Here is a 24,977-nt window from a genome sequence, read left to right as displayed (position 1 = left end):
TTCAACATCTATTATATTAGTAGCACCATATTGGAATGTAAATGGAGTTATTTCTCCTGGTTTAATTTTGGAGGAATAAATATTAGTAGCACCATATTGGAATGTAAATGTTGGTTGTATAACACACACAAGAATTACAAGAGCCATATTAGTAGCACCATATTGGAATGTAAATTTTTTAAAACCTCGCTTTAATTATTTTTTATATTGATATTAGTAGCACCATATTGGAATGTAAATAGTGCTATGAAAGAGTTTAGAATTAAGATTCTGAATGATATTAGTAGCACCATATTGGAATGTAAATATAATTTTCGCTAAATCTATTTCCTTCACGAGAAATATATTAGTAGCACCATATTGGAATGTAAATGGGAGATGTAGAACTGCAAGAGAATAATTTAGCTGAATATTAGTAGCACCATATTGGAATGTAAATGGAGGAAAAACTTTATATAGAGAAAAGGGATATGGAATATTAGTAGCACCATATTGGAATGTAAATGCACTATCAATTCTACCTACTGCATCAGTAGTATTTGATATTAGTAGCACCATATTGGAATGTAAATCAAGGTCGTGGTTCCTGGCATTGTCATATTTTACTTATATTAGTAGCACCATATTGGAATGTAAATATTACTATAATACTACAAACTACATCTAACATATATGATATTAGTAGCACCATATTGGAATGTAAATATCACTGTCATGATCACTGTTTTGTTCTCTAAAAGAATATTAGTAGCACCATATTGGAATGTAAATTAAGTAACGCCATCAGCACCAACTCTAATATCTGTTGATATTAGTAGCACCATATTGGAATGTAAATGTAAATCTTCTATAAAACTTCTTTGTATATAATAATATTAGTAGCAACATATTGGAATGTAAATTTCTTTCCTTTTAACTTAACTTCTTTTATGACAACTTATATTAGTAGCACCATATTGGAATATAATATTTTTAGGGTTATATAATAATTATTACGTACTAAATTTTAATAGTAGTAGACCAAAAAGTACTCCTAAGTACCTCTATGCAACTTTGTTAATGAAGATATATGCTCCTTTAAGTGTGAGTGAGGTTTTAGCACATATTCTCATAGGAAAAAATACACGCTATATCAATATGTTAGTAGAGGTTAATAGTAATTTTCTTTTATGAATCACAATTAGAAATTTGTTCAAGGAGAAAATAAATTTAACTAATAAAGAATCACAACTAGATGCTAGAGTTAGAAATAAATCTTGAATCAAATTATTAGGCATCTAAATATATATTAAAAATTTAATAACTAGTGTAATAATATGTTAATATTAATTATAGCCAGTATCCTTAAGGGTAACTTGGACAATATTAGAAACTAGAAAAATATATAAAGAAGAGGATACAATATGAGAATAAATAAAAATATATAATATCTTTTTTAATTTTGTTTATAGTAGAGGCATTAATAGCGCTTTTCGTGCATGATAACTTTATTAGACCATATATTGGTGATATATTAGTAATTATTTTAATGTACACCTTTATTAGAGGAGTTATAGATAAGAAAATTAAGATTTTACCTATTTATTTATTTTTATTTGCCTCATTTGTTGAAGTTATGCAGTATTTCAAGGTTATAGAGCTTTTGAACCTAGAAAATAACAAAGTTGCTTCAATAATTATGGGAACTTCCTTTGATATAAAAGATATTTTATGTTATTTCATTGGAAGTATGATTTTAATAATATATGAAAATATAAGTTTGCGAATTAATAAAACCTTTTAATACAATGTTTTAAATTGTGCATATGGCTAAGACGCCTGAGGTAATGGTGTGTACAGGGTTTTCTTATTCAAACAATCTAATATACTACCAATAAATGAGCTATGAAGAATTCTTCGTAGCTTTTGCTTTGTCAAAATAGAACAAATAAATTAGTTAAGTTTAAAAGTCCAACTTCTAAATTAATTTGTAATTTCTTTATTGAACCTCACGTTACGTCATGATGTAGTATGTTCTTGAGGTGATAATTAAGATGAAGAATAATTTATTAAAACTACTAACAAATGATAATGAAGTTAGAATGTATATTACTGACGCAACAGATATAATAGAACACGGTAATATAAAAGATATAAAATCAGATTTTTCAAAAGAGCTTTACAGAAGGATATTTATATGTTGTTGCTTATTACGTGGTTTATTAACTGAAAGAGACCAACGTTTAGATATTAGTATAAGATTTAAGCCACAAGGATATTCGGTTTATTGTAATATAGATGGGGAAGGAAATATACATTGCACGTTCTCTTCTAAATTAAAAGTATTTACTGGAAAAATGGAGGATTTAGCAGGAAAAGGTGCAACTATGTCTATAAGCAGGGGAGGCTGGATGTCAGGAATGTTTACTGGTACAATAGAGTTAAGAGCTGATTCGATAGAAGGATGTTTTTCGGATTTTTATTGTAGAAGTGAACAGGTAGAAACAATTTTTAAAATTTTTATATGCAATGGAATAATGAGAGGTTGCATGATACAACCATTACCTTTTGTGGAAAGGAAAAATCTTGAGTATTTAACAGACTATATTAATAGTAATCAGAATACATTAACTTTACTAGAATGGGCTGATTTGCCAAATAAGCTTTCCTCATATGCAAGAGTCATAGAAGAATACAAAATACAAATAGAATGTAATTGTTCAAGAGAAATGTTTTTTGGTATTTTAATGTCAGTAGAAATGGATGAATTAAAGCAATCAATTCAATTAAATAAAAGCGAAGAATTAGAATGTGGTATATGTGGTAAAAAGTATTTATTTAATGGAGATGATCTAAAAGAAATTGTTAAAATAAAAGAGGGAATATAAATTGAGTGAATATATAAAAATTGGTGATTTAGCAAATATGACAGGTATAACTGTAAGAACGTTACATTATTATGATGAAATTGGCTTGTTAAAGCCATCTAGGGTAACAGAAAAAGGGCATAGATTGTATAATATGAAAAGTGTTACAGAATTATATCAAATTATATCAATGAAAGATATAGGCTTTAATCTTGATGAAATAAAAGAATTGCTTATATTTAAAAATGTTAATATTCTAGATTTAATTGAAATTCAAATTTCTAATTTGCAAGAGGAAATTGCACAAAAGCAGCAACTTTTCTGTAAGTTACTTAAATTAAAGGAAAATCTTAAAGATAATAAAAACTTATCTTCAGAAGATATTAAAGAAGTTATACCATTTATTAATTTGTCATCAGATAAATTTTTTACTAAGGAACAATTTAATGAATTAAAAGACAGGTTAATTAATTTTAATTCAGAAGCAGATGGTGCAGAAGAATGGGTTGCTTTTATTTCCAAATTGAAGCACTGCTATAGGAAGGGATTGTCTAAAATTGATATAAAAGCAATAGAATGTATCCGATATTGGAGAAATATAACTAATAGGATAGTAGGGGAAGATGAGCAAATGAAAGATTCAATTTCTTCATTCCATGCTTCTCAAAATAGTACCCAGTTAAGATATGGACTTACTGATGAATTGTATAAGTACTTAATGAGTTTAATGGAATAGAGGCTGATAAATATACTTGGATTTTAGATGAATACATAGGTTTTTGCTTTTCTATGAGGTTAATGCAGTAATCGAGGGAGCTATTGAGATTGGAGCAACAGAAATTGTTGATAATGATTTACATGGAGCTGGAAATAATATACTTATAGAATCTTTAAATGATAAAGCACAATTAATTACAGGTCCATCCCCTAAGGGGGCTATGATGGAAGGATTAGATTCATCCTTTGACGCGGTAATATTAATAGGATATCATTCCAGAATGAATATGGGCGGGGTTTTGAGCCACTATTTTCATGGAGGTGTGATTTCAAACATAAATATTAACAGTAAAGATGTTGGGGAATTTTATATGAATGCATGTGTTGCAGGTCACTTTAATGTTCCAGTTGTTTTGGTATCAGGCGACAACATTCTAGAAGAGAAAGTAAAGAAAGTGAATACTGAAATTGAAACAGTTGTAGTTAAAACATCATATGGAAGATATTCAGCAAAGTGTTTAACACCATCTGCAGCATTTGAAAAAATAAATGAAAAAGTAAAGTATGCATTAATAAATGCCAAGAATATTAATCCTATAAAACTACAAGAGCCTGCTGAAATGAAGGTTACTTTTTTAAATAGCGGTCAAGCTGAATATGCATCAATAATGCCTGGAACAGAATTAGTTGAACCAAATATTGTAACATATAGTAGTATATATCTATAAAATACTTCACGTAGAGAAATTAAAATTTGTATAAAATAGCTAGTAGGAGTATTAAGAATGAACAAGCTAATAATAAAAATTTCGGTGTAACAAAAGAAACATTTAAATTAGTAATTGATTCTATTCATAGTGTAACTGATCCTGGCCATGGTGGTATAGATGTGGGTGCAACAAGTGTAAGTGGTTTATATGAAAAGGATTTTACCTTTAGCTTATCAAAAAAAGTAAATGAAGTATTGGAAAAAGAAGAAAGAATACAAATTTATATAATCAATGGATATATTGATTATAAGGATAGGCCTAGTTTTGCAAATGAATTAAATGCAGATTTATATATATCAATTCATGGAAATATATTTGAAACTCCAGATGTATCTGGTACAGAATCATATTATTATAATAATGAGTCTAAGATTTTGGCAGAAGTCATACATAATCATGTAGTTAGTACAACAGGGTTTAATGATCGAGGGGTTAAGAAGGAAGAACTATTTGTAGTTAGGGACACAGAGATGCCATCAGTTTTGTTGGAAGTTGGATATTTAACTAATCCTAAGGAAGAACAACTGATGTTTGATGATGGGTTTCAATATTTAATTGCAGAATCTATATGTAATGGAATTAAGAAATACTTAGAAATAGATTGATAAATTACAATATTGAAGAAGTAAATAAATTAATAACTCCTTCTAATTACAATACATAAAAGTTGTAATAGAAGGAGTTATTTTTTGCAAATAAATATTGACATAAGAGTAAATACTATATATTATATTAATATACCAACGGTCGGTTTATTAAAAGGAGTGATATTATGGCAAGAATAATAAAAAAAGATGAATATGATGCAAAACGTAATGAAATTCTTAATGCAGCTCAAAAGTTTGTTTATACAAAGGGCTATGAGCAGATGTCAATTCAAGATATCTTGACTGAATTAGGTATTTCTAAAGGAACTTTTTTTCATTATTTTAAATCAAAGCAGAATATGTTAGATGCACTTATTGAACGCTTTATGGATCAAGGAGAAGAACAGATAATTCCTATAGTGAAGGATGAAAGTCTACCAGCTATAGAAAAGTTAAACAAATACTTCACAGCAGCAGGAAATTGGAAGGTTGGGCAAAGAGATTATTTAATTACTCTTATGAGGGTATGGTACAGCGATGATAATGCAATTATCCGTCAGAAAATGTTAAACAATTCAATTGAACGTATTTCTCCTCTCTTATCCTCCATGATTTTCCAGGGGGTTAAAGAAGGAACTTTTAAGCCTTCTTTTCCAGAGCAGGCAGGAGAAGTTACCCTTTCTTTGATACAAAGTTTGTGGGATAGATTATCTTTGATGATTATAAATGAGACAAAGGACAAAGGCTGCATTGACCAAATGAAAAATATACTAGCAGCTTATACAGATTCCATAGAAAAGGTATTAGGAATTCCTGAATCTACTCTTAGTATTATTAATGATGAAACAATGAATCAATGGGTTAATTTTAAATAAAGGAGATGTGGACTTGACAATATTATTAAAAACACTTAAAAACATTGGAAAAGGGCTACTTTTAATAATAAGTTTATGGCTATTAGCTATTATGAGTGTCGTATTTTATATGAAGGGAATAAACACTGTATTACTGACCATATATGTTATTATATCACTTGCAGCAAATACTGGACTTCTTTGGCCAGGAATTTTCAGGCTGATTACTAATGGTGAGAAAAGCAGAAGAACAGTGCTAAAGTTCTTTGTGATACCTTCAACTTTATTATTTACTATTTTTTATGCAGCAGTTATATTCTACATTCAGGATATACCAGTAATCTTAGGAATTCTTTCAGGTATAACTATTATACTTATGATAATAGCTTTTAGGAGCCCAGAATTATTTTCGAAGTCTTTTGTGAAAAAAAGCAAAAACTTCCGACTTACTATATTTGGTGTACCAGCTATTATATTTTTGGCATTAATGTATATTTCGGTGCCAATAGTTGAAAATTATCGTACAAGCATCTTAAAGAAGGCTGAAGAGGAGCGTTTGCAGGCAATTGAATCTGTAGTTATAAAATCACCTTCTAAGGATGGAAAAGTTAAGGTTTATCCGCTTCACGTAGGAGACACGATTTTAACTTATGGACAATTTTACGGCGGTCTTGATGGATGGGAAGGACTTAGTGGATATTTTAAAACTCTTGTGAGTAGAGATAACATTACAATACCTCTATACACATATCTTATTGATCATCCAAAGCATGGTCTTATGATGATTGATGCAGCTATAAGCTGGGAGCAGGCTAATGACCATGATGGATTCTATAATCACAATTATATGGTTTCACGTTTGTTAACAGTAAAAGATGAATATAAGTTGACAACAGAGCAGGATCTTCAAGTTCAGGTAGAGAAGCTGGGATATAGGCTGGAAGATATAAAAACAGTATTTATGACTCATACACATGATGACCATGCTGGTGGACTTCGAAACCTGCCAAATGCCAAGGTAATATTAAGCAAAGAAGATTGGGAAAAGGGAACTTCTATTTACCCTTACTCATACGATTTGATAAAGGATAATATGGACTTATTTACTTATAACTCTGGTGAGTATAAGAGCTTTTCTAACAGTTTAGACTATTTTGGTGATGGAAGTGTTATTCTTCTTCCTACTCCAGGTCATTCTCCTGGGCATACCTCTGTTTTGGTAAAGGCAGATGAATATGATCTTTTATTTATGGGGGATACACCATATACTCTAAATCATATGTCAATTGATGAGGTTAGACAAATTACTTTAGGTGGAGAAGAAACAGAAAAGCAATTAGACTCAACTCGAAAATTACAGCAATTAGTAGATGCTAAAGCTGACACAGTAATGCTGTTTGCTCATGATTATACTAATTATCAAAAGGAATTAGTTGAACAATTTCTTGATGATGGATATTTTGCTGAAGAAGAACTTAAAAATATAAGAAATTATAGATTTAATCTTTTCAACAATGATTGGAAATTAAAACCGGGTAATATGCCTTACTATGTACCTGCATCAGAAAATGAGGAAACTGGACATGTAGGCTTTAACTAAATTGCAAAAAGTAGTATGACAAATCTTAGATTGTTATATTGCTTTTTTTTATTAGATATCGGTTTTAGCTTGCCAATAATATATTGCTAATTGAGTTCTATCTCGTAATTCTAATTTTTCTAATATAGTTGAAATAGTATTTCTTACAGTTCCTTCGCTAATAAAGATCTGTTTGGAAATTTCCTTATTTGAAAGTCCATTAGCAATTAGTTCTAAAATTTCATTTTCTCTTGCAGTTAAATTATTTTCGTCTTTTGATTCAGAAAAGCTCCTTAAGGCCTCTTCACTTATAATGGAAAGGCCAGAATATACAGTTTTAATAGTTATTATTTGTTTTTCTGTATCATCTGATTTTAATAAATATCCAGAGGCACCTGCTTGAAGTGATTGGTGAATGTTTTTATAATCATGAAAAGTTGTAAGCATGATAATTTTTATATCTTTATTAATTTTTTTAATAAATCTACAAGCACCAATTCCATCCATAAATGGCATTTGAATATCCATAAGAATAATATCCACAGGATTCTTTTTGCAAAATTCAATTGCTTCATTTCCGTTAGAAGCCTTTCCTATAATTTCAAGAGCTGGATCAGTAGATAAAAGGATATCAAGACTTTCAATAACCATTTCATCATCATCAACTATTAATATTTTCATATATTACTTACTCCTTTCAAATGGAATAAATATAATTAATTTAAAAGTACCTTGTCTTTGAATACTTAAACTGCCATTTACAGCTTCTAATCTATTACGCATATATCGTAACCCATTTCCAGATATCTCTCTAGGGTTATTTATTATTCCATCATTTTCAATAGTCATCCTAACAGAATAATCTGTTATTTTTAAAGATATATTCGCTTTATTAGGACGAGCATGTTTTGTAATGTTAGTTAAAGCTTCCCTTACAGACATTAAAATTAATTGCCATATATAAGGTTCTAATTTAAAAATATTCCCACTATGTACAAATTCAACTGGATAAATAAAATTATCACATAAATTAGTTATATCCAATAGCCCAATTTCTAAATTAGGTTCAATGCTTTTAACAGAGCTTTTTAATTGATGCAATGCATTTTCTAAACGTTTCTCTGACTTACTAAATGTTATATTGGCTCTTTCAAATTGTTTGGATTTTATTAGAGATTTATATGCTTTTAAGGATAGATGTGCAGCAGTAAGCTCGTGACCTAAACTATCGTGGAGTACCTCTGCAATTCGCTGCCTTTCTGTTAATCTTGATATTCTATCTGTGTCCTGATAATCTGATAATAGCTGAGACTGTACTAATTCCAGGTCATAAATATGTTGTCTTAGGTGGTCCATTATATTCTTATTTGAAGTACTTTCTCTTTCCCAGTGACATAAAATTGTACCAAATAATAGCCCCTGTAATAGTAATAAATAATAGCTGCCTTCATTAACTATTAATCCTACAATAATTAATGGAAGGGTATAAATTAGTTTATTTTTATATGAAAAGTAATAGGCAAATACAAATAAACATATAGAAGCAGGGGGATAAAATGCAGCTGTTAATAGAAAGAATGTTAAATCAATTAACATATAGCATGGTTTTAGTTTTATTCTCCATCTTAAAACCATACTAAAAATTAATATTAAATAAAGCAAAAAAACCATTGGATTTAATAATTTATGAAAAATTATAATAAGCAATATTAAAAGTTGTATTACCATAATAAATGAATATATTATTTGTGGTCCAATGATAAAGTTCTTTTTTGCAATCATTTAATATCTCCTTTTGCTGCCTATTAATAGAAATATTCCTGAGTAAATTAATAATACAAGATGTGCTATTAATACATATTTAATATTACCATCATGCAGAGAATTTAGTCCATAGGGTAACCAGTATGTAGGTAAAACTACTATAAATTTTTTTATTTCTTCAGGGATTACTTGTAGAGGCATAGTTACACCACTAACTAAACACATAATAGATGCAAAGCCAGAAAATAATCCAAAAGAAAGATTATAGGACTTAAATAGTGAATTCCAGCATAATGAAAATGCAATTGACATTAGTATGTAAACAAAATTCAAACTAAATATATACCAATAGTTAATGTTAAGATCTTTCCAATATAGATATATTCCTAATATAAATATTATATTTTGCACTACTAATATAGAAGTATAAGCCATTAAGTGAGAGCTAAGGTAACTAATATATTTAGTAGGTGTAGCTGAAATTCTAACTGTTATTTTATTAAGACGTTCCTCCACTATAGGCTTAGATAGTATAAAGGCAGAAAATAAGCTTAATAAGCCATATAGATAGATTCCATTTGGATAGCTGTTAGCTAAAGGGGGTACAAATATTATTCCTATTGGAAGTATAAGTGTAATTAATATACTAATAGGTTGTGCAAGACTACGTTTTAATGCATGTTTAAATATAATCATAGAATCACCTTCTTACTTAGGAGTTTATTAATAAAATAGTATTACGCTAAGTATTATTAATGGAATTATTCCTATAATAAAATTTTTTAAGTTATTATCAATAATACCCAAAATTGCAGTTTGAGCTAAGGCCATTGGTGTTAGATATTTTTCAAATAAATTAGTTATTATATTATCAGGAAGTGGAAAATATAGTCCTGTTAATATTGGAGCAGCAATACCATATAAAGTTGTAACAGAGTTAGCTGTTTTAACATTTTTACTTAAGAATAAAATAAGAGTACCAAATAGTTGATTAAATATTACTGAAATAAGCATTACAAGTAAAATTAAAAATAGGTTATTAAATTTTATATCTAGAATAGTAATTGAAAATATTAAAACAACAAAGGTTTGTAGGAAACTTACTATTATGCCAGAAAACAATATTGATAATACAACCTTTACAGGATTAACTGGTGTTGCTAATAATCTATTACGTATTGGCGATAAAAAATCTTGCCCTAAAGTTTCAAAACTAATAGCTGACCCATATATTTGAAATGTTAAAGCAAAACCTATAGTTAATACAGGGGTTATGACACCTATGTTGTAACTTGAATTAATATAGCTAAAAAAGCTTATTAATAAAATTGGTAAAAGTATCAAAATTAGATGGCCGAAAATATCCCTAGAGGATCTTAATATATAAAACTTAAGCATTAATTCACCTCATCTCTTAATTGTTTTCCTGTTAATGTTAGAAATACATCTTCAAGGGTTGGCTGTTTAGAATTCACATTAACTATACCTAAAGGAGCTAGAATTGAAACAATTTTATCAATTATTGATATACCTCCTGGTACAATGATGTGATATTGGTTATCCTTTATAACTACTTCTTTTACATCTGTTAGTGCTAAAAGCTCATCTTTTTTATCTTCCCTTGCTATTTTAACGTCAACTAATATGTGGGAATCACCTTTAATTCTTGCAATTAGTTCTTTTAATGTGCCTGAAGCTATTACATGGCCTTGATCCATTATGTATATTCTACTAGCTACGGCTTCAACTTCTTCAATATAGTGGGAAGTATAGATAACAGTTGTTCCTTCAGCAGCTATCTTTTTAACGAAATCTAAAATATAATTTCTAGATTGAGGGTCTATTCCAACTGTCGGCTCATCCATAATTAATAATTCAGGGTTATGTAAGATAGAGCAGCCAATATTTAAGCGTCTTTGCATTCCACCTGAGAAATGTTTAGGGCGGTCATTTAAACGATCTTCTAAACCAATAATTTTAGCTACTTCATTAATTCTACTTTCTAGTTCTGTCTTTTTTAAACCATATAAGCTTCCGAAAAAAGCTAAGTTTTCCTTTGCAGTCATATCTTCATAAATAGTAATTTCTTGTGTTACAAAACCAATCTTGCTTTTTATCTTTTGGTTCTTTCCGTCCTGTTTCATATCAAATACTATTATTTCTCCCTCATCAACGGAAAGTAGTCCTACAATGGATTTTATACATGTTGTTTTTCCAGCCCCATTAGGACCAAGTAAACCAATAACTTCTCCTTTATTCACTTCTAAAGATAAATAGTCTAACGCTAAGTGATTATTAAAGCGTTTTATTACATTTTCTATTTTTAAAATCATTTTTATCACCTCTGAGGTTATTATAAATAAATAGAAGATTTTTTAGTAGTTACATTTGTCATTTATTTTTCAAAGAACTTTAAATAATCCTAGAATTCTTATTTTAGATGAAGCAACATCTTCTTTAGATTCTGTTTCAGAAATATATATACAAAAAGCTTTAGTTCCATTATTAAAAGGTAGAACTAGCATAGTAATTGCTCATATATTATTTACAATCTTATCAGCAGATAATATTTTAGTTTTTGAAGATGGGAGAATAGTTCAAAGCGGAAAGCATGAGAACTTATTAGAAGAAAGTGGACTTTATAAGAAGCTAGATGATACTCAATTTAGAAAAGTTTAGTTATAAGTTACAATTCAATATTTACAAATCATAATATATATAGGAAGTCTTTAAAAAGTTGACGTAAAATGCCTTTTTATTTATAATTTCTTTAGTATTAAACTTTATAAGGAGAAGTAACTAATGACAAATTTGAGTTTTATTTATAATCGAAAAAGTGTAAGACAGTTTAAAGATATACCAGTTAAAAAGGATGATATATTAGAGATAATAAAAGCTGGAACCTATGCACCATCTCCAAAGCATCAACAAAACTGGCACTTTGTTGTATTACAAAATAAAGAAGTAATAGGTGAAATGGCAAAAATAGTGACTGAAAGTCATAAAAAAATTGGACAACTTGCAAAAAACGAAAAAGATTTCAAAAAACATATGAGTGTGATAAATTATTATACATGCTTTAAGGATGCACCTGTAGTTATATTAGTATACGGCAGTGAATATAAAATGATAGAATATAGTATATTGAAAGAAAATAATGCACCAAAAGAAATTTTAGATGTATTATTATCACCACAATCAGCAGCTCAAGGAATAGGAGCAGCAGTAGAAAATATATTGTTAGCAGCAACAGAAATGGGATATGGAAGTTGCTACATGACAGGACCTACACATGCAAAAATTGATATAGAGAATTTAATCGATTTTAAGAAAGAAGGATATGAACTTATGTCTATGATTGCCTTGGGGGTAGCTGAGGATAATACGCCAAAACAGCCTCCTCGTAAGCCATTAGAAGAAGTTATAACATTTATAGACTAGTGATAAAGAGTGTTTTATTAGAAATAGTAAATATAAACCAATAAATAGTCTTTATAATAAACCTCCTCTTATGTAAAGTTAATAACCTTACATGAGAGGAGGTTTATTTTTTTATTAACTAAAAAGAAGATAACATTATCACCTTAATAAATAAAATTATTAATACTAAGATATTGGCATATTTTTAATAAGTTTTATTATATAGCTTAGTGTATAGAAGTCTCTATCAACTTCAGCAGTGATAAAATTCAAGCCTTTAATTAATGTTTCTTCATCAAAATTTTCTAAAAGAATCATAATGTTTAAATAATTAAGTGCTCCTTCTTTTGTATCTAGAAGCCTTGAAGATTTTATATATTTATTGCTGAAGGTAGCAAAAGCTGCATTTTTAAGATCTTCACTTATTTCTATTTTAGGCATTTTATCAAAAATTCTTATTTCAGGATTATTAATATCTAAATTTTTAGCTTTACTTATATCTGTTGATACAAATATAGTATTTACAAATTTTGCATCCTTAAAGTCGACATCTTGTAATTTAACAGAGTCAAATATGGTGTTTTCAAAGATTGCATTTTTAAAGTTACTCTTTCTAAAGTTTGTTCCTATAAATTCAGACCATTTAAAACTACATTTCATAAAGCTAGATGATTTGAAGTGTGCTCCCCTAAAATTTACATAATCAAAGTTTGAACCAGCAAAATTACAATTATAGCAATTGCTTCCTTCAAGATTTTGATACATAAAGTTTTTATCTTTCTTTTCTATATTATTATAATGAAAATTTCTTTTTGTTCTTTGGTTTACAGCCATTATTGCCTCCATCTAAATCCATTTGGATATCATAAAATTTATTTTATTTTTGTTTAGCATATTTAATATTAACATATTGTTGAGATTATTACTAATTAATATAAACATATATTTTTTTACCCCTGGGGTCCAAATAATTTCCAGTTAGAATATAATTTGCACAATATGATGCAATTAATAATCTTTTGTATATTAATAAATTGTTGTATTCTTATATTGTGAAAACGATAACCCAATAAATTTAAAATAGGAGGTGTACTTATGAGAGAACTTAATATTATCAATGATTTGATAGAAGCTAATGGATATTTAACTATAGAATATTTCATTGATAAATATTCTGTTTCCAAAAGGACACTACAAAATGACTTTTCATACTTAACAAATATTTCATTAGAAAAAGGTTTTATACTAATGAAAAAAAGAGGAAAAGGATATCTTATAGAGATAACAAACGAAGAAAAGTTAAAAAGTTTTATTAAAGATTTAAATAGAATGGATAGTAAACCAAAAGTAACTGTAGAAAATATATCAGCATATATAGCATTAAAGGAAAGTTACATAACAATTGAAGAGATAGTTGAAGAATTTAATAGCAGTAAGTCTTTAATAAACAAATTTAAGGTAGATGTTGATAATTATCTAAAAGAATATAATCTTACAGTAGAAAGAAAAGCTCATTATGGAGTAAAGATTAATGAAGCTTTAGAAAAAAGAAAAGATTTAATTACTAACCTTTATTTAAAAGAAAATGAAGTTATTAGAAAATATATTAATAAAATTATTGGGCAGGAATTTACTTATATAAAAAAGCATTAATTGATGAAATAAAGAAAGAAAACTTAATAATTGATTATTCAGAACTAAAGGAAATATTAGCTTGGTTAAAAATAACCATATATATTAATTTGAAATATAAGAAGTTATTAATAAAAGATACACAGAACAACTTAGAGCTTGCCCTGAAAGAAAAATATAATGTAGGATTTTCTGAAGAAGATAAAAAAGAACTTTATAAACTAATAAACATGAAGACTAAAAAAGAAAAAGAAGACTTTGAAGATTTAAAACAGTTACCATCTGATATATGTGAATTTTTGCAAGAGTTAGATGAAAAAATAACACATCATTTAATAAGGATGAAGATTTTAAAAGATTGCTAACACTTCATATAAATTCACTAATAAACAGACTTAAATTTAAAGTGGCTTATACTAACCCAATTGTAGATGAACTATCTATAAAGTATGCTTCAATATTTAATATGGCAATTTCATTTGGAGAAATGCTAGAAAGAAAATATGGAATTAAACCAACACGAGATGAAATAGGCTTTATAACTACTCATTTTGCGGTGCATATGGAAAAAGAATTTACAAATAAGCTTAAGAAATATAATAAAATTGCAATTGTTTGTTCATCAGGAGGGGGAAGCGCGTATTTAACTAAACTTAAGTTAAGCAGTTTATTTAATATATCTAAAATAGAGACATTTTCAATAGTTCAATTAAAAGAACTAGAAGAATATAATCCAGATATCATATTTGCTACTATTGAGATTACCTCAAATCTTCAAGTGCCTTTAATATATATCAAAGAACTTTTAGATGACTATGATATTTTGAAAATAAAGCAATTAGTAAGTTTAGATAAGATAGATAAGGTATTTATAAGTAAAACTAAAGATTATTATATTAAACGCTTTTTTAGTCCAAGTTACTTTATTATATCTGAAAATGAAAAAGATTATATAAAGACTATAGAAAGTATGGCTAAGAAAATTGAAGAAGATGGTGTTGGAGGAAAAAACTATACTGATTTAGTTTTAAGGAGAGAATCTTTTTCTTCAACAGTTTATTTAAATGGAGTTGCAATACCTCATCCAATTGAAATGATAGGAAATAAAGATATAGTTTTTATAAATATACTAAAGAATCCAATTAAATTTAATAACAAAAAAATAAATGTAATATTTATGGTTTCTCTTCAAAAAGAAAATTTAGAGTTACATAAAGAAATTACAAGAGATTTATTTGAAATTATGAATGATAAAAAATGATACAAGATATATTGAAAGTAAATAGCTTCAAGGAGTTTATAGCATTAATAAGCAAAAAGATGTAGGAGGTGATACACATTTGGATATAGATTTATTAAAAAGAATATGTGAGGTAGATTCAATAGCATCTAATGAACAAGAGATTAGAGATATACTTTCAAAAAATATTATAGGAGAAATATCTTATGATGGAATTGGAAGCATGATTGTAAATCACAAAGGAAATGGTCCTAAATTAATGTTTTGTGCACATATGGATGAAGTTGGCTTTATGGTAAAGAGTATTAGTGACATTGGTATGATAAATGTAATTTGCATTGGTGGAGTTAAAGATTCTGCAAAATCTTTTCAAAAGGTTATCATTACTAATGATGATGGAGTTAAAATTAAAGGTTTAATGAATTGCTCTTTTGATGAAAATCATAAGGTAAAAGACCTTTATGTTGATATTGGATTAAGCAGTAGAGAAGAAGTTTTAGATTTAGGAATAAATGTAGGGGATATGGTTACTTTTGATAGCAAAAGTGAAATGATAAATAAAAATATACTAATGGCAAAAGCTTTAGATGATAGAGTTGGGTGTTATGTTTTAAAGGAGGTAGATAAAAAACTAAAGGATATTAATCATGAAAATGATATATATTTATGTTTTACAAGTTCAGAAGAAGTTGGTACAAGAGGTGGAAAGTGTTGTGCAGATAAAATAAATCCAGATATTATATTTGCAATTGATGTAGCTTGTGCACCAGATTTAGTCAGAAATTATACTAATCAACGCCAGATATCAAAGGGGTGTATGATAGTTCATTATGATAAAACAATGATACCAAATAAAAAATTACTTAGATGGATCAAAAAAATGGCAAAGGATAATAATATTGATTTTCAATGTGATATGTTTAGTGGTGGCGGTACAGATGCAGCTCAAGCACATTTAAGTAATGGAGGAAAACTTAGCATCGTACTTGGAATACCTTTAAGATATTGTCATGGAAGTTATTCAATGACTGATTTAAGAGATGTTGAAGGTTTAATAAATTTAATCATATATGTAATAAAAGCTTTTACAAAAGAAGAATATAGCAATATTTCAAGTTACGAATAGGAGGGGTAAAGATGAGTGAATTAGAAATGCAAATATTACAAATTATATCAGCAGCAGGAGATAGTAAAGCAAAGGCATTCCAAGCTTTTCAGAAAATCCAGGAGTCTGACTACGAAGGAGCAAGAGCTCTTTTAAAGGAAGCAAGAGATATTGATCTCGAGGCTCATAAAGCTCAGACTGAATTAATTAGAAAGGAGCTTTCACAAGATGATGGAGAAAAATTACCAGTAAGTTTACTTATGGTACACGCTCAAGATCATTATATGTCTTCACAACTTGTGAGAGATCTTATAGAAAAAATAATAGATGTATTTGAATCTAAGGAGGTTAAAAAATGAGAATAGTATTATGTTGCGCAGGTGGTTTTTCAACTACAATGTTAATGGACAGTATGAAAAAACAGTAAGGGCAAGTAAAAAGTTAAATGAGGAGGATTTTGAATTTGTAGCAATTCCAGTAGATTTGTTAGAACATGAGGCAGATAATTGTGATGTAGTTGTGGTTGGGCCACAAATTGCACACAAACTAGATTATATCAAAAAGATTATTGATCCAAAAAAATTCCGTACACAGTCATAGACCAAGATACTTACGGAAAAATGGATGGAGCAACAGCATTTAAGATGGCCTTACTTGCTTATAGAAAAGCTCAACTGGATAATAAACAATAATTTAATAAATAATAAAAGGGGAGAAAATTATGTTTAAAGCATTTGAAGCATTTATGAACAAATATCTAACTCCAATAGCAAGAAAAATGGATAAGCAACCACATCTAAATGCAATTAAAAAATCAATGGTAGCAATGACTCCGATATTAATTATAGGTAGCTTATGTTTGATTCCAGAAGCAATTGCTAATATGATTGGTGTAGAAACAGGTATAGGTAAATTCATAGTAAACAATATGGATAATTTCTACTTACCATTTTATCTTACAATAGGTATGATGGGCCTATATGTCTGTTTATGTATTACTTATTTCTTAGGTGAGCATTATAAATTATACGTTCCAGGATGTATGGTTTTGGGTGCCGTTGGATTTCTTTTACTTACATTTACTTTCACTGAAGATGGAGGTATGAGTATAAAGTATCTAGGAACTAAAGGGTTATTTATGGCAATGATCTCAGGTATTATAGCGGTTCAATTATATCATTGGTGTAAGAAGAAAAACTTCACAATACGTATGCCAGAAAATGTACCAGATTTTGTTTCAAGATCTTTTGAATTAATACCAACAACAGTAATTATAGTTGGAGTTTTTGCAGCAATCAGATTTACTAGTTTAGCAATTTTTGATGTATTACCTCCAGAAGTTTTAACAAGATTCTTAGCACCATTAGTTGGATCATTAGATAATCCATTTGTATTCGTATTCATTACTTTTCTTAGTTGTTTATTATTCTTTTTCGGAATACATCCATCAGTATTATCACCAATTACAGCACCAATAGCAGCTCAATTTTTAGCAGAAAATATTGAAGCTATGGCTAGTGGGCAAGCATTACCTCACTTTTATACAGGAGGTATGACTAGTGCTTTTGCAAACTTCACAGGTACAGGAGTTACCTTTGGTTTAGTATTTTGGTTCTTATTATCAAAAAACAAAGCATATAAACGTGTAGGACAAGTATCTATAATACCAGCTTTATTTGGTATAAATGAACCTATATTATTTGGAGCACCAATAGTACTTAATCCAACATTTTTCTTACCATATGTTATAGGTGGTACTATTTTAGGAACATTCCCAGCATTTTTAATGTGGGCTGGAATTTTAGCAAAACCATTTTTTAACCCTCCATATGTTGGAGTATTTTTAGAAGGCTTTTTAGTTAATGGAGACTGGGTAACAATAGTTGTAAATGCATTACAAATGATAGGATCAGTACTAATATGGTATCCATTCTTCAAGTTATATGAAAAACAAGAAACAGTAAGAGATTCAGTAGAAGAATCAAAAATATCAGAAGAAGATCAAGCACTTTTAGATGACTTAGATTTTTAAAAATAAAGGGGAAGTTAAGCTTCCCCTTTAAGATTAGAGGAGGATATTATGGCTAAACATATTAATAAAATAAAAGAGCTTCTTAATATACTAAATATTGATGCAGCTTTAATAAAATCCAAAACAATTAAGAAGTATTTAGATACTGTGACTGGGAGTGGGATACATCTCTTTATAACAAAAGATAAATCATACGCTATATTGGATGGAAGATATGTAGAGGAAGTAAAAGAAAAAGAAAGTGATTTTGAAATAATAGAAAACACACCAGCAAAATCTCAAAAGTCACATTTTGATATTATAAATAATATTATGAATGAACATAATTATAAGGTTTTAGGGATAGAAGCTAGCGCATATTCAATAACTGATTATGAAAAACTTAAGAACTATAACTTTAGTGTATTTCTTATTGAAGAAGAACTTAATGAGGTAAGAATTTTAAAAGATAAACATGAAATAGATGTAATAAAAAAGGCTTGTAAAATTACAGATGATATATTTTCCAAGGTTTTAAAGCATATTAAGGTTGGAGTTAGTGAAAGAGAAATCAATGCATGGATACAATATTACTCATTAATTTCAGGTGCTAATAAAATGTCTTTTGATACAATTGTTACATCAGGCCCTAGGACTGCACTTCCTCATGGAAGGCCTACAGATAGAAAAATAAATTCTAATGAACCAATAATGATAGACTTTGGAATAGAGTATGAGAACTACCAATCTGATATGACTAGAATGATATTTATAGGAGAACCAAGTGAGGAAATAAAAAACATATATGAAACTGTTAAGAGAGCTCAAAAGGCTGGGGTAGATGCAATTAAGACAGGTGCTTTATCTAGAGATGTAGATAAAGTAGCAAGAGATATAATTATTAATGCAGGGTATGGTGAATACTACAATCATGGACTTGGTCATGGAATAGGAATTGGGGATGGAGCAGAGCAACCATATTTAAATCAAAGTTCTAATGTTATCTTAAAAGACAATATGATAATGTCATGCGAACCAGGAATATATATACCGGGTTTAGGGGGAGTACGTATAGAGGATGATGTTTTAATTAAAGATGGGATAGGAGTTCCACTTAATAATACAACTAAAGAAATGATAATTTTGGAGAAATAATATGAAGCATAATTTTGATGAAGAAAATAATCGTCTAAATACATATTGTACTCAATGGGACTATATTCAAGATCGTTTTAATAAAAAGGATTTAATTCCTTTTTCTATATCAGATACTGATTTTAAGGTGCCATTACCAGTGTACCAAAAATTAAATAAAGTGTTAGAACATCAGATTTATGGATATTCTAGGTGGAATCATGATGACTTTAAGGGAGCTATAGCCAACCATTATATAAAAAAATTTAATTGTGATGTGAATCTAGATTGGATATTATACAGCCCTTCAGTTATGTATTCAGTAGCAGTATTAATTAGGATGTTATGCAAAGAAGGAGAAAAAATAGCAACATTTAATCCTATGTATGATGCATTTTTTAATGTCATTGAAGAAAATAAAAGGACATTAGTAAAAATTCAATTATATAATGATAATGGAAACTTTTATTTTAGTATAGATGAATTTGAAAATAAAATTAAAACTTGCAAGGTTTTATTATTATGTTCACCTCATAATCCAACAGGAAGAGTGTGGAAAGAAAATGAATTAAGCATTATAATAAATCTTTGTAAGAAATATAATGTAAAGATAATTAGTGATGAAATTCATAGTGATATAGTTTTTAAAGGAAATAAACATACACCTATTATTTCATATTTAAATGAATATAATGATATATATTTAGTATCATCAGGAAGCAAAACATTCAATTATCCAGGCTTAATTGGATCTTACGCAATAATTCCAGATAAAAAAATATATGAACAATTTATCAAACAAACAAGAAGTAAAGACTTCTTGAATTCAGTAAGTATTCTTGGAATGTATGCTACAATGATTTCATATAATGAATGTGATTATTATGTAAAAGATCTTATTGAATATGTAGATAAAAACATGGAATATGTTAAGAATTTTATAGAAGAAAACTTTAAAGATATAGTTTTTACAAAACCAGAAGGCACATATTTAGCCTGGATAGATTGCAGAAAAGTTCCTTTTTCCAGTGATGAAATTCAAGAGGCTTTAGTAAATGTTGGTGGAATTGGAATAATGAAGGGCGAAGTTTATGGAGGAGAAAAATACCTTCGTTTAAATTGTGGATGTACACTATCTAAGCTTAAAATTGGAATGGAAAGATTCAAAAAGAGTTTTGATTATCTTTATAATTTGAATAAATTATAAGAAAAGATATAAAGAAATATTTAGAAAAAACTGTTATATTAAAAATATAGCAGTTTTTTATTCTATTATAGTTACACTTAATAAAGGAATATATTAAAATTACTACGTAAAGGGGAGAAGAAAATATGTTGACGTTATTATTAATCATTATTTATATTGCTTTTATAAGTCTCGGATTGCCAGATGCTATTTTAGGATCTGCATGGCCCAAAATTTATCAAGATTTAAATGTGTCTATATCTTCAGCAGGGATAGCTACAATGATTGTTTCAGCAGGAACAATTATATCAAGTTTTTTTAGTGCTAAATTAATAAAAGGATTTGGAACAGGAAAGGTAACTACATTTAGTGTGGCTTTAACTGCAGCTGCATTGCTTGGAATATATTCATCACCAAGCTTCCTATGGATATGCTTACTTGGAATTCCCATGGGGTTAGGAGCAGGAGCAGTAGACTCTGCATTAAACAACTTTGTAGCTCTTCATTATGAAGCAAAACATATGAACTGGCTACATTGTTTCTGGGGAATAGGTGCTACAGCAGGGCCACTTATAATGTCAATATATCTTTTGAAAGATAATGGTTGGAGAAGTGGATATGCTACAATTGGAATTATTCAAGTAGCTTTAGTTATATGTCTTATTTTTTCTTTGCCATTATGGGAAAAGTTTGAGTTTAATACAAATAAAGATGAAGATTCTAAAAAAGATACAAAGCTTGGGACATTACTTAAGATCCCAGGTGCAAAACCAGCTTTATTATCATTTTTTTGTTACTGTGCTGCAGAACTAACTACAGGATTATGGGCAAGTTCATATTTAGTTGTAAGTAAAGGAATTTCTACAGAAAAAGCAGCTAAATGGGTATCATTTTTTTACTTAGGAATTACAATAGGTAGATTTTTGTCAGGATTTTTAGCAATGTATTTTAATAATAAGAAAATGATTAAAATAGGACAAGTTATTTGTATTTGCGGAGTTATTTTATTGATTATACCATTTTCTAGCTATTTTCAATTGGCAGGATTAATATTAATAGGGCTTGGATGTGCTCCAATTTATCCAGCAATGCTTCATGAAACACCTAATAGATTTGGAAAAGAAATATCACAAGGTATAATGGGAATTCAAATGGCAACAGCATATGTAGGAAGTACTTTTATGCCACCGCTATTTGGAATTTTAGCCAAAGCTACTACCTTTAATTTATTACCATACTTTATATTAACTTTAGTAGTTTTAATGTTATTGACTTCAGAAATAGTTAGCAAGGTATGCAATGGTAGTTCGAATATAAATAAAATTTAAAGTAAATAAGTATATAAGGAGAAAAGAATTATGATTACTGATTATCATATTCATACAGAGTATTCAATTGATTCAACTTATCCAATGGAAGATATAATAATACAAGCAATAAATTTGGGTATTGATGAAATTTGTTTTACTGAACATATGGATTATTTTATTAATGATTTCACACATTTGGTTAATTATGATGAATATCTTAAAGAGTATAATTTCTTAAAAGATAAATATAAGGATAGAGTTAATATAAAACTTGGAAGTGAATTTGGAGTTCAAATGCATACTATTAAGGAATTTCAGCGGGATTTTAATAAGTATGATTTTGATTTTATTATTTTATCCAACCATCAAGTGGATGATAAAGAATTTTGGAATGGGGAATTTCAAAAAGGAAAAAATCAATTAGAATATAATAATCAATACTATAAAGCAATATTAAATGTTATTTCTAATTATAAAGATTATAGTGTATTAGGGCATTTAGATATGATTAAAAGATATGATTCTAAAGGAATATTAGATGATAAATTTAATGAAGATATAATCAAAGAAATTTTAAGAATGGTAATTAAAGATGAAAAAGGAATTGAAGTGAATACTTCATGCTTTAGATATGGATTACCAGATATTACTCCTTCAAGAACTATTTTAAAATGGTATTATGAACTAGGAGGAAAGGTTATTACTATTGGTTCAGATACTCATAAAGAAAGTGATTTAGGGTATAAGATTGAAGAGGTTAAAGATATACTAAAGGATATTGGATTTAAAGAATTTTGTACATTTAATAAAATGAAAGCAATTTATCATGATTTATAGCGAGAATTAGATAAGCTTATTGTTAGACTAGAGATGTTCGAAATCTACAATATTATATAGATATGGTATAATTTCTATAAAATATAAATTTTGCGGAGGAAAAATATGCTTACAATTGGTTATATAGGAAATGGGAAAAGTACTAATAGATATCATTTGCCATTTGTTTTACAAAGAAAAAATATAAATATAAAGACAATATATCAAAGGAATCCTAAAAATGAATCTTGGGATAGAATAAATGGAGTAAATTATACATCAGATTTAGATGAATTATTAAATGATAAGGATATACAATTAATAGTAGTTTGTACAAGACAAGATAGTCATTATGATTATGCAAAATTAGTATTAGAGCATAATAAACATTGTTTAGTTGAAAAGCCATTTATGAAAACTTATGATGAAGCAAAAGAAATATTTGATTTAGCAAAGGAAAAAGGTCTAATAGTTCAAGCATATCAAAATAGAAGATTTGATAGTGACTTTTTAACGGCACAAAAGGTAATAGAAGAAGGAAAACTTGGAGAATTACTAGAACTTGAAATGCATTTTGATTATTATCGTCCAGAGGTACCAGAATCAACTAATAGTTTTTCACCATATGATTCATATTTGTATGGTCATGCTTGTCATACATTAGATCAAGTTATAAGCTATTTTGGTGAGCCTTATAAAATTAATTATGATGTTAGACAATTATTAGGAACAGGCAGAATGAACGATTATTTTGATTTAGATTTATATTATGGGCAATTAAAAATATCTGTAAAATCTAGTTATTTTAGAATAAAAGAAAGACCTAGTTTTGTTTTATATGGGAAAAAAGGATGTTTTGTAAAAGAAACTAAGGATCGTCAAGAAGAGCATTTAAAGATGTTTTATATGCCAACAAATAAGGACTTTGGAGTAGATTCTTTTAATCATTATGGAACATTAACATATATAGATGATGAAGGAACAATTCATGAGGAAAAAGTTAAATCTGTTAAAGGTGATTATGGAAGAGTATATGATGATTTATATGAAGCAATAGTAAATAATAAAAATAAAACTATAACAGATGAACAAACACTACTACAATTAAGGATATTGGAAGAAGGAATAAAGAATTTGAAGTAAGATAATCATTGTAGAGAGAGAGTTAAATTTATTATATTAAATATATTTTGACTTTAAATTTAATAGTATTGGTCTAGATGAATATGCTTATATTTTGATTTAGTACTATAAAGTTATGAAACTAATAGGGCGGTGTATTGGTATATGAAAGTTACATTAATTACGGGAGCTGCAAAGGGAATAGGATACCACTTAGCAAAAGGTTTTGCTGATAAAGGCTATAAAGTAATTGCAATTGATATTTTAGATGTTAAATACAATGATAAAAACATTGATTTTTATAGAGCTGATTTAAAAAATGAAAGTGAAGTAAAAGATGTTTTTTCTAAGGCTATTGAAAGATATGGGTCTATTCATATATTGATAAATAATGGAGCAATAAGCTCATATAGTAAATCTATATTTGATATAAATGTAGGAGAATTTGATAATGTTATAAATACCAATTTAAGAGGTAGCTTTATTTGTTGTAAAGAATTTGTAAAAGCAAATAAGGGAGAGAATTTTGGGCGAATTATAAATATAGCTTCAACTAGATATAATCAAAATGAAGCTGATTGGGAAGCATACGGAGCCTCAAAAGGTGGAATTGTTTCATTAACAAATAGTCTAGTTATATCTTTATCAAATACACCTATAACTGTAAATACTATAAGTCCAGGATGGATACAAGTAGATAATTATGAATACCTTAGAGAAATAGATCATAAGCAGCATCCATCAGGAAGGGTAGGAAAGCCAAGTGATATATTAAGAACGTGTTTATTTTTATGTGAAGAAGATAGTGATTTTATAAATGGTGCCAATATAATTGTAGATGGCGGAATGACTAAAAAGATGATCTATGAAGAATAATTGTAAAA

The 24,977-nt window shown here is 28.2% G+C and carries 27 protein-coding genes, 1 pseudogene and 1 CRISPR repeat array; of the genes and pseudogenes, 22 read left to right on the top strand and 6 right to left on the bottom strand.

The window, feature by feature from the left end:
* Nucleotides 1–13 precede the first annotated feature (13 nt).
* Nucleotides 14–969: a CRISPR direct-repeat array (repeat unit 30 nt; unit sequence ATATTAGTAGCACCATATTGGAATGTAAAT).
* A gap of 472 nt (nucleotides 970–1,441) precedes the next feature.
* From A500_RS16115 to A500_RS16085, 7 genes are all read left to right on the top strand, one after another.
* A complete protein-coding gene (locus A500_RS16115; protein ID WP_242835156.1) occupies nucleotides 1,442–1,783 on the top strand; it encodes a ribosomal maturation YjgA family protein in 342 nt (113 codons plus the stop codon).
* Nucleotides 1,784–2,033: 250 nt separating this feature from the next.
* Nucleotides 2,034–2,867, top strand: coding sequence for an Hsp33 family molecular chaperone HslO (locus A500_RS16110; RefSeq protein WP_016208628.1), 834 nt, complete (start codon nucleotides 2,034–2,036; stop codon nucleotides 2,865–2,867).
* A gap of 1 nt (nucleotide 2,868) precedes the next feature.
* On the top strand, nucleotides 2,869–3,582 hold the full coding sequence (locus A500_RS16105; RefSeq protein ID WP_016208627.1) for a MerR family transcriptional regulator: 714 nt from the start codon (nucleotides 2,869–2,871) through the stop codon (nucleotides 3,580–3,582).
* Nucleotides 3,583–3,625: 43 nt separating this feature from the next.
* A complete protein-coding gene (locus tag A500_RS16100) occupies nucleotides 3,626–4,291 on the top strand; it encodes a M55 family metallopeptidase (RefSeq protein ID WP_016208626.1) in 666 nt (221 codons plus the stop codon).
* Between the two features lie 26 nt (nucleotides 4,292–4,317).
* The gene (locus A500_RS16095; RefSeq protein ID WP_016208625.1) at nucleotides 4,318–4,938 is read left to right on the top strand and encodes an N-acetylmuramoyl-L-alanine amidase family protein; all 621 of its coding nucleotides are present in this window, start codon (nucleotides 4,318–4,320) and stop codon (nucleotides 4,936–4,938) included.
* A gap of 167 nt (nucleotides 4,939–5,105) precedes the next feature.
* On the top strand, nucleotides 5,106–5,795 hold the full coding sequence (locus tag A500_RS16090) for a TetR/AcrR family transcriptional regulator (RefSeq protein WP_016208624.1): 690 nt from the start codon (nucleotides 5,106–5,108) through the stop codon (nucleotides 5,793–5,795).
* Between the two features lie 13 nt (nucleotides 5,796–5,808).
* Nucleotides 5,809–7,374 (top strand): N-acyl homoserine lactonase family protein, encoded by a 1,566-nt coding sequence (locus tag A500_RS16085; RefSeq protein WP_016208623.1) that lies wholly within the window; start codon nucleotides 5,809–5,811, stop codon nucleotides 7,372–7,374.
* A 51-nt stretch (nucleotides 7,375–7,425) separates the two neighbouring features.
* On the opposite strand, the gene A500_RS16080 is transcribed toward A500_RS16085, so the two are convergent.
* From A500_RS16080 to A500_RS16060, 5 genes are read right to left on the bottom strand one after another with little or no spacing between them, the layout of a single operon-like run.
* Nucleotides 7,426–8,034 (bottom strand): response regulator, encoded by a 609-nt coding sequence (locus A500_RS16080; RefSeq protein WP_016208622.1) that lies wholly within the window; start codon nucleotides 8,032–8,034, stop codon nucleotides 7,426–7,428.
* 3 nt (nucleotides 8,035–8,037) lie between these two features.
* Nucleotides 8,038–9,135: a sensor histidine kinase gene (locus tag A500_RS16075; protein WP_016208621.1), complete on the bottom strand. Its 1,098-nt coding sequence runs from the start codon at nucleotides 9,133–9,135 to the stop codon at nucleotides 8,038–8,040.
* Entirely contained in the window at nucleotides 9,136–9,813 is a 678-nt protein-coding gene (locus tag A500_RS16070) for an ABC transporter permease (protein WP_016208620.1), read from the bottom strand. It abuts the gene before it with no gap.
* A 27-nt stretch (nucleotides 9,814–9,840) separates the two neighbouring features.
* A complete protein-coding gene (locus A500_RS16065; RefSeq protein WP_016208619.1) occupies nucleotides 9,841–10,515 on the bottom strand; it encodes an ABC transporter permease in 675 nt (224 codons plus the stop codon).
* Nucleotides 10,515–11,450 (bottom strand): ABC transporter ATP-binding protein, encoded by a 936-nt coding sequence (locus tag A500_RS16060; protein ID WP_016208618.1) that lies wholly within the window; start codon nucleotides 11,448–11,450, stop codon nucleotides 10,515–10,517. Before A500_RS16060 ends, A500_RS16065 begins: the two co-directional genes overlap by 1 nt.
* 55 nt (nucleotides 11,451–11,505) lie before the next feature.
* Here A500_RS16060 and A500_RS16055 point away from each other — a divergent pair, with 55 nt between their 5' ends.
* Complete coding sequence (locus A500_RS16055) at nucleotides 11,506–11,796, top strand: multidrug ABC transporter ATPase/permease (protein ID WP_016208617.1); 291 nt, start codon at nucleotides 11,506–11,508, stop codon at nucleotides 11,794–11,796.
* 123 nt (nucleotides 11,797–11,919) lie between these two features.
* Nucleotides 11,920–12,558: a nitroreductase family protein gene (locus A500_RS16050; protein ID WP_016208616.1), complete on the top strand. Its 639-nt coding sequence runs from the start codon at nucleotides 11,920–11,922 to the stop codon at nucleotides 12,556–12,558.
* A gap of 165 nt (nucleotides 12,559–12,723) precedes the next feature.
* Here the strand turns inward: A500_RS16050 and A500_RS16045 are convergent, their stop codons facing one another.
* Complete coding sequence (locus A500_RS16045; RefSeq protein WP_016208615.1) at nucleotides 12,724–13,371, bottom strand: pentapeptide repeat-containing protein; 648 nt, start codon at nucleotides 13,369–13,371, stop codon at nucleotides 12,724–12,726.
* A 261-nt stretch (nucleotides 13,372–13,632) separates the two neighbouring features.
* Here A500_RS16045 and A500_RS16040 point away from each other — a divergent pair, with 261 nt between their 5' ends.
* The 13 genes and pseudogenes from A500_RS16040 (at nucleotide 13,633) to A500_RS15985 (ending at nucleotide 24,969) form a co-directional block, all read left to right on the top strand.
* Nucleotides 13,633–14,190, top strand: a complete 558-nt coding sequence (locus A500_RS16040; RefSeq protein WP_040437035.1) for an HTH domain-containing protein — start codon at nucleotides 13,633–13,635, stop codon at nucleotides 14,188–14,190.
* Nucleotides 14,191–14,279: 89 nt separating this feature from the next.
* A complete protein-coding gene (locus A500_RS19710; protein WP_016208614.1) occupies nucleotides 14,280–14,534 on the top strand; it encodes a hypothetical protein in 255 nt (84 codons plus the stop codon).
* The gene (locus tag A500_RS16035) at nucleotides 14,528–15,430 is read left to right on the top strand and encodes a BglG family transcription antiterminator (RefSeq protein ID WP_051993184.1); all 903 of its coding nucleotides are present in this window, start codon (nucleotides 14,528–14,530) and stop codon (nucleotides 15,428–15,430) included. The genes A500_RS19710 and A500_RS16035 overlap by 7 nt, the downstream gene beginning before the upstream one ends.
* A gap of 79 nt (nucleotides 15,431–15,509) precedes the next feature.
* The gene (ypdE, locus tag A500_RS16030) at nucleotides 15,510–16,535 is read left to right on the top strand and encodes an aminopeptidase (RefSeq protein ID WP_016208613.1); all 1,026 of its coding nucleotides are present in this window, start codon (nucleotides 15,510–15,512) and stop codon (nucleotides 16,533–16,535) included.
* A gap of 11 nt (nucleotides 16,536–16,546) precedes the next feature.
* Nucleotides 16,547–16,873 (top strand): PTS lactose/cellobiose transporter subunit IIA, encoded by a 327-nt coding sequence (locus tag A500_RS16025; protein ID WP_016208612.1) that lies wholly within the window; start codon nucleotides 16,547–16,549, stop codon nucleotides 16,871–16,873.
* Nucleotides 16,870–17,206, top strand: a pseudogene (locus A500_RS16020) (PTS sugar transporter subunit IIB). Before A500_RS16025 ends, A500_RS16020 begins: the two are co-directional and overlap by 4 nt.
* Before the next feature lie 29 nt (nucleotides 17,207–17,235).
* A complete protein-coding gene (locus tag A500_RS16015) occupies nucleotides 17,236–18,546 on the top strand; it encodes a PTS sugar transporter subunit IIC (protein ID WP_016208610.1) in 1,311 nt (436 codons plus the stop codon).
* Nucleotides 18,547–18,594: 48 nt separating this feature from the next.
* Nucleotides 18,595–19,680, top strand: a complete 1,086-nt coding sequence (locus tag A500_RS16010) for a M24 family metallopeptidase (protein ID WP_016208609.1) — start codon at nucleotides 18,595–18,597, stop codon at nucleotides 19,678–19,680.
* Nucleotide 19,681: 1 nt separating this feature from the next.
* Nucleotides 19,682–20,866, top strand: a complete 1,185-nt coding sequence (locus tag A500_RS16005) for a MalY/PatB family protein (RefSeq protein ID WP_016208608.1) — start codon at nucleotides 19,682–19,684, stop codon at nucleotides 20,864–20,866.
* 125 nt (nucleotides 20,867–20,991) lie between these two features.
* Nucleotides 20,992–22,173, top strand: coding sequence for an MFS transporter (locus A500_RS16000; RefSeq protein WP_016208607.1), 1,182 nt, complete (start codon nucleotides 20,992–20,994; stop codon nucleotides 22,171–22,173).
* 30 nt (nucleotides 22,174–22,203) lie between these two features.
* On the top strand, nucleotides 22,204–22,992 hold the full coding sequence (locus A500_RS15995) for a histidinol-phosphatase HisJ family protein (protein WP_016208606.1): 789 nt from the start codon (nucleotides 22,204–22,206) through the stop codon (nucleotides 22,990–22,992).
* Between the two features lie 105 nt (nucleotides 22,993–23,097).
* Nucleotides 23,098–24,114 (top strand): oxidoreductase, encoded by a 1,017-nt coding sequence (locus A500_RS15990; protein WP_016208605.1) that lies wholly within the window; start codon nucleotides 23,098–23,100, stop codon nucleotides 24,112–24,114.
* Between the two features lie 144 nt (nucleotides 24,115–24,258).
* The gene (locus A500_RS15985; protein WP_016208604.1) at nucleotides 24,259–24,969 is read left to right on the top strand and encodes an SDR family oxidoreductase; all 711 of its coding nucleotides are present in this window, start codon (nucleotides 24,259–24,261) and stop codon (nucleotides 24,967–24,969) included.
* Nucleotides 24,970–24,977: the final 8 nt, after the last annotated feature.

Source organism: Clostridium sartagoforme AAU1 (genome assembly GCF_000401215.1).
In the GTDB taxonomy this organism is placed as follows: Bacteria; Bacillota; Clostridia; order Clostridiales; family Clostridiaceae; genus Clostridium; species Clostridium sartagoforme.
Note: the sequence above shows the minus strand (reverse complement) of the source record. Positions and strands in the feature narration are given on the sequence as shown.